This is a genomic window from Streptomyces sp. NPDC005648, from assembly GCF_040605395.1.
Taxonomy (GTDB): domain Bacteria; phylum Actinomycetota; class Actinomycetes; order Streptomycetales; family Streptomycetaceae; genus Streptomyces.
The window spans coordinates 1-4,535 of sequence record NZ_JBEXCS010000191.1 but is presented as its reverse complement, the minus strand read 5'-3'; the positions used below and the strand labels follow the sequence as shown (position 1 = coordinate 4,535).

The window sequence follows — 4,535 nt, the reverse complement described above, 5'->3', positions numbered from 1 at the left end:
GTCGAGATCGCCGACCGGGACGACCTGTACGGCAACCCGCGCCACCCCTACACCCGGGCCCTGCTCTCCGCCGTGCCCGAGGCGACGGTGGACGAGACACCGGCCCGGGACCGCATCCGCCTCCAGGGCGACGTGCCCTCGCCGCTGAACCCGCCGTCGGGCTGCCGCTTCCGCACCCGCTGCTGGAAGGCGACGGAGAAGTGCGCGACCGAGGCCCCGCCGCTGGTCCAGGTCGAGGGCAACAAGCCCGGCCACCTCACGGCCTGCCACTACCCCGAGACGGCGGAGACCGTCCCCGCTCCCCACCTCACCAAGGACCCCGAGGCCGCGTCCTGACAACACCCCTTTTCCGTCAGGAGCCGCCTTACCGGAACGGACTTTCTCGGCCCATTGACCCGAGCCCATGAACGTCCGCTCCAGGGGAGCAAGGGCCCGTACATCCGAAGGATGTACGGGCCCTTTTCTCAGGGGCCCGCGCCCCCGGCCCCTACCCACCCTCCACGACCAACTCCACCTCGAAAACTCCTGATCAGCCCTCCAGGAACAGCTCGGCCGCGACCGTCGCGTGCACCGTGCGATGGGCCCAGGTCTCCAGCTGGTCCAGGTCCGCGCAGGATTCCACCCGCTCACGGACGGCGTCGGGCACGGGGATGCTGCGCCATTCCATCGTGCGACGAGCTGACCACTACGCCGCTCCCAGCTCACACCATACGTACTTGCCCAGATCCCCGAACCGGGCCGACGGCTGCCAGCCCCAGTGATCCGCGCAGGTCATCACGAGCCCCAACCCCCGCCCCTCCTCCAGCTCATGCACCTGCTCCAGTGGGCGGGGTGGCCCCGGTGGTTCCGGATCGGTGTCCCATGCCCCGATCCAGACCGCGCCCTCAGCCGACCGGCGGACCCTCAGCGCCGCCGGCCCCTTGGTGTGCCGTACGGCGTTGGTGACCAGCTCCGTCGCGAGGAGTTCGGCCGTGTCCACCAGTCCGATCAGGCCGTGCACGGTCAGGATCAGGCGCAGGGTGCGGCGGCAGATCGTGACGGCTCTGAGGTCGTTCGGGATGTGGAGGGTGTAGTCCCAGGTTTCGGGCATGCGGCATCAACTCCGGTGGTGAGGAGGGGATTTCGCGAGCGGCGGCATTGCCGCAGCCGTCATGGCATGGCGGAGCGGTGCGCTTCCGCTGCGTAAGCGTCACATCACTGAAGGTATGCCGTAAATTTCAGTCCGTGCAAGCCGATCGCGTAGTCTGACCCGCGAACGAGTTCCTCTCACCAGGCAGTTGAAGGAAAGTAGGACGCCGTGCCAGCACGACGGCACCCCACAGCACGCCAAGTCCGGCTGGGCACCGAACTACGCAAGCTCCGAGAAGCAGCAGGGCTCAAGGCGACCGAGGCCGCGAGCATGCTCGGCGCGAGCTCCGTCCAGATGAGCCAGATCGAGGCGGGCATCACCGGTGTGAGCGAACAGCGGCTGCGGCGACTAGCAGCCAACTACGCCTGCTCGGACGACGCCTTGATCGAAGCCCTGGTGACCATGGCGACCAACCGCACACGCGGCTGGTGGGAGGAGTTTCGGGGGCGGCTGGCAACGCCGTTCCTGGACCTGTCCGAACTGGAGCACCACGCCAGCTACCGGTGGGATGTGGATTTCCTGCACGTCCCAGGCCTGCTCCAGACGGAGGACTACGCCCGCGCGCTGTTCTCGTACGTCAACCCGGAGCATCCGAAGAGCGATGTGGAGCTGTGGGTCGAGCACCGGATGAAACGACGGGTCGTCATCGAACGTCCCGATCCGATTCCGTACGAGGCCGTGCTCCACGAAGCGGCCCTGCGTATCCGGGTGAGTGACCGCGCCGCCGTACGGGCCCAGCTCACCCGGGTTCTGGAACTCTCCGAAGCCGACCATGTCACCGTGCGCGTCATCCCGTTCGACCTGGACGACTTCGCCGGGGCCGGCAGCGCCATGGTGTACGCAGGCGGTCCGGTCCCCAAGTTGGACACGGTTGTGCGCGACGACCCCCACGGGACAGTCTTCATCGATGCCGAAGCGCAACTCGGCCGGTTTCGAAAACTCTTCCGTAAGCTGGAAGCGGTGTCGCTCGAACCGGGCCGGTCGCGCGACTTCATCCACGGACTGGCGAAGGAACTGTGAGGCGCTCATGGCCACCCGCGACCACTGGCGTAAGTCGTCCTACTCCGGCGGCGGCGAGGGCAACGCCTGCGTGGAGGTCTGCACCCGCCTCACCCACATAGCCATCCGCGACTCCAAGGCCCCGACAAGGGCACCCCTCACCTTCCCCACCGAAGCCTTCACTCCCTTCATCGAGTCCCTGAAAGCCATTGACTCCACTTGGAGTTGAACGGGCCTTGCTTACCGAGCCCTCGCCCGATCCCCTGATCATTCGCGGGACATCATCCACCGGCTGTCGAAGGAGCTGTGAGCATGCTGACCCCCGGCACCTGGCAGAAGTCTTCCTTCTCAGGCGGTGGCCAGGGCGACGCCTGCGTCGAAGTCGCGCACCTGGACGACCACATAGCCGTCCGCGACTCAAAGGCACCGGCCAGCGCAACCCTCACCTTCCCCGCCGCCGCCTTCACCCCCTTCGTCGAGGCGCTCAAAGGCTCTGCCTCTCCGCAGAGTTGAACAAGGGCTCCTCTTACCGACCCCTCTCCCGATTCCCGCCCCACCCCCCGCCTCCGTGTGCCACACTGCCGCGGTGGTCGACCGCCCCTACGCCGATGTCTCGCATGCCGCGGTCTACGACGTCCTCAACCGCTGGGGTCCGTGCGACGACTTCTATCTCGATCTGGTGATGGCGGCGCCCTCCGTGCTCGACGTCGGGTGCGGCACGGGGCGGCTGTTGCACGGCGCCCGTGCGGCGGGGCACGAGGGGCGGCTCGTCGGGCTCGATCCCGCAGCCGCGATGCTCGTACGCGCTCGGGACGGGCGGCGGGACGTCGAGTGGGTGCTCGGGGATCTGCGTTCACACGCCTGGCACGGGGAGTTCGGGCTGGTCGTGATGACCGGTCACGCGTTCCAGGAGCTGCTCGGCGACGAGGAGTTGAGACTGGCGCTGCGGGCGGTGCGTGAGGCCCTCGGCGACGGCGGGCGGTTCGTCTTCGAGACGCGGAACCCGGCCGCGCGGGCCTGGGAGGCGTGGACGCCGAAGCACGTGCGCGAGCTGGACGACGGTCAGGGGGGCCGGGTTCGGGTGTGGCACGAGGTCGAGGGGCCGCTCCACGGGGACCGGGTCACCTTCACCACGACCTGCGAGTTCACCACGCCCTTCGGGGACCGCCGACTCCACGCTTCCCGCGTCAGCCGCAACACCCTCCGCTTCCTCGATGCCACCGCACTCGCGAAGCTCCTCGCGGAGGCCGGGCTGACCGTCACGGAACAGTACGGCGACTGGGGGCGCGGGCCTCTCGGACCCGGCGCCCCCGAGATCATCACGGTCACACGGGCGGTCTGATCTCCCTCGGCCCGTTCACAGGCGCTGGTGGCTCAGGAACAGTCCTCTCGTTAGCCTTGAGTCATGGAGTACGGGAAGATGCGCGCGATCGCCGAAGAGCTCACGGCGTATGCCGAGCGCCTGGAAGGGTCCTGGACCGTCGAGATCGGCCCTTCCGGACCGTTTCTCGCCATGATGAGCCCTTCGAAGCGTCATGAGGGCACGATCCGCCGTATCCGAAACCAGCTGAACGATCAGCTTCCCACCACTCATCCGGGATACGTCTGTGAGAACGGCCCCGAGATCGAGCATCCCGAGATCGGCAGGATGCGCCGTCCGGATGCCGTCGTGATCCCGGAGGAAGCGCTCGACGAAGAGGGCCTCGCGGTCGACGCCACGCAGGTACTGGCGGTCATCGAGATCGTTTCCCCGTCCAACCCAGACAACGACTACCACGAGAAACTCGCCGAATACCCAGCCATGGGCATCGCCCACTATCTGATCGTCGACCCTCGCACCGGCACCATCGAAGTGCACTCCGAACCCTGCGGGGACCGGTACCGCCACAAGGACCCGTACATCTTCGGGGACACGGTTCCCTTCGGTTCGTGGAGGCTGGAGACCGCTTCCTTCCGGCGTTACGGAAAGGCCGGAAACGAGCCCCGCTGACCCGAGCACCCGATGTCGACGAGCCCGGCCTTTCCGGTCGCCCCGTCAGTCGTCCGCCCCCTCCTCCAGCGCAGCCAGCGCCGGGTCCAGCACGATGTCCTCGTCCCGTGCCTCGATCGTCGGGTCCTCCGGGAAGTGGCAGGCCGTCAGATGGCCCGAGTGGTTGCCGGAGAGCTGGATCAGCGGGGGCTCCTCCGTCGCGCACTTGTCCTGCGCCTTCCAGCAGCGGGTGCGGAAGCGGCAGCCGGAGGGCGGGGAGATGGGCGACGGGACGTCACCGGCGAGGCGGATGCGCTCGCGGCCACCCGCCGCGGCCTGCTCCTCGTCGAGGGTGACCTCGGGGACGGCGGAGAGCAGGGCGTGGGTGTAGGGGTGGCGCGGCCGGGTGTAGATGGAGTCACGGTCGCCGACCTCGAT

9 protein-coding genes are annotated in these 4,535 nt (G+C 68.1%); 6 read left to right on the top strand and 3 right to left on the bottom strand.

Annotation, left to right across the window (positions count from 1 at the left end):
* Positions 1 to 336, top strand: a 336-nt coding sequence (locus ABZT17_RS45000) for an oligopeptide/dipeptide ABC transporter ATP-binding protein (RefSeq protein ID WP_356357979.1), incomplete at its 5' end; no start/stop codon positions are given.
* Between the two features lie 193 nt (positions 337 to 529).
* Here ABZT17_RS45000 and ABZT17_RS44995 read toward each other — a convergent pair.
* Positions 530 to 667 (bottom strand): hypothetical protein, encoded by a 138-nt coding sequence (locus ABZT17_RS44995; protein WP_356357978.1) that lies wholly within the window; start codon positions 665 to 667, stop codon positions 530 to 532.
* An 18-nt stretch (positions 668 to 685) separates the two neighbouring features.
* Entirely contained in the window at positions 686 to 1,090 is a 405-nt protein-coding gene (locus tag ABZT17_RS44990) for an ATP-binding protein (protein WP_356357977.1), read from the bottom strand.
* Positions 1,091 to 1,297: 207 nt separating this feature from the next.
* Between ABZT17_RS44990 and ABZT17_RS44985 the strand changes: the two genes are divergently transcribed.
* The 5 genes from ABZT17_RS44985 to ABZT17_RS44965 all read left to right on the top strand — a co-directional run bounded on the left by ABZT17_RS44985 (position 1,298) and on the right by ABZT17_RS44965 (position 4,118).
* A complete protein-coding gene (locus ABZT17_RS44985) occupies positions 1,298 to 2,149 on the top strand; it encodes a helix-turn-helix transcriptional regulator (RefSeq protein ID WP_356357976.1) in 852 nt (283 codons plus the stop codon).
* Between the two features lie 7 nt (positions 2,150 to 2,156).
* Positions 2,157 to 2,357: a DUF397 domain-containing protein gene (locus ABZT17_RS44980; protein ID WP_356357975.1), complete on the top strand. Its 201-nt coding sequence runs from the start codon at positions 2,157 to 2,159 to the stop codon at positions 2,355 to 2,357.
* A gap of 83 nt (positions 2,358 to 2,440) precedes the next feature.
* Positions 2,441 to 2,641, top strand: coding sequence for a DUF397 domain-containing protein (locus ABZT17_RS44975; RefSeq protein ID WP_356357980.1), 201 nt, complete (start codon positions 2,441 to 2,443; stop codon positions 2,639 to 2,641).
* A gap of 73 nt (positions 2,642 to 2,714) precedes the next feature.
* The gene (locus ABZT17_RS44970; RefSeq protein WP_356357974.1) at positions 2,715 to 3,470 is read left to right on the top strand and encodes a class I SAM-dependent methyltransferase; all 756 of its coding nucleotides are present in this window, start codon (positions 2,715 to 2,717) and stop codon (positions 3,468 to 3,470) included.
* A 63-nt stretch (positions 3,471 to 3,533) separates the two neighbouring features.
* Positions 3,534 to 4,118, top strand: coding sequence for a Uma2 family endonuclease (locus ABZT17_RS44965; protein ID WP_356357973.1), 585 nt, complete (start codon positions 3,534 to 3,536; stop codon positions 4,116 to 4,118).
* 45 nt (positions 4,119 to 4,163) lie between these two features.
* Here the strand turns inward: ABZT17_RS44965 and ABZT17_RS44960 are convergent.
* Positions 4,164 to 4,535 (bottom strand): oligopeptide/dipeptide ABC transporter ATP-binding protein (locus ABZT17_RS44960; protein WP_356357972.1); only part of this gene is annotated, 372 nt, incomplete at its 5' end.

What these genes read in the sequence shown, in the direction of transcription:
- ABZT17_RS44995 (WP_356357978.1), bottom strand. Translation starts at nt 667, where the DNA reads ATGGAATGGCGCAGCATCCCCGTGCCCGACGCCGTCCGTGAGCGGGTG.
- ABZT17_RS44990 (WP_356357977.1), bottom strand. Translation starts at nt 1,090, where the DNA reads ATGCCCGAAACCTGGGACTACACCCTCCACATCCCGAACGACCTCAGA.
- ABZT17_RS44980 (WP_356357975.1), top strand. Translation starts at nt 2,157, where the DNA reads ATGGCCACCCGCGACCACTGGCGTAAGTCGTCCTACTCCGGCGGCGGC.
- ABZT17_RS44975 (WP_356357980.1), top strand. Translation starts at nt 2,441, where the DNA reads ATGCTGACCCCCGGCACCTGGCAGAAGTCTTCCTTCTCAGGCGGTGGC.
- ABZT17_RS44965 (WP_356357973.1), top strand. Translation starts at nt 3,534, where the DNA reads ATGGAGTACGGGAAGATGCGCGCGATCGCCGAAGAGCTCACGGCGTAT.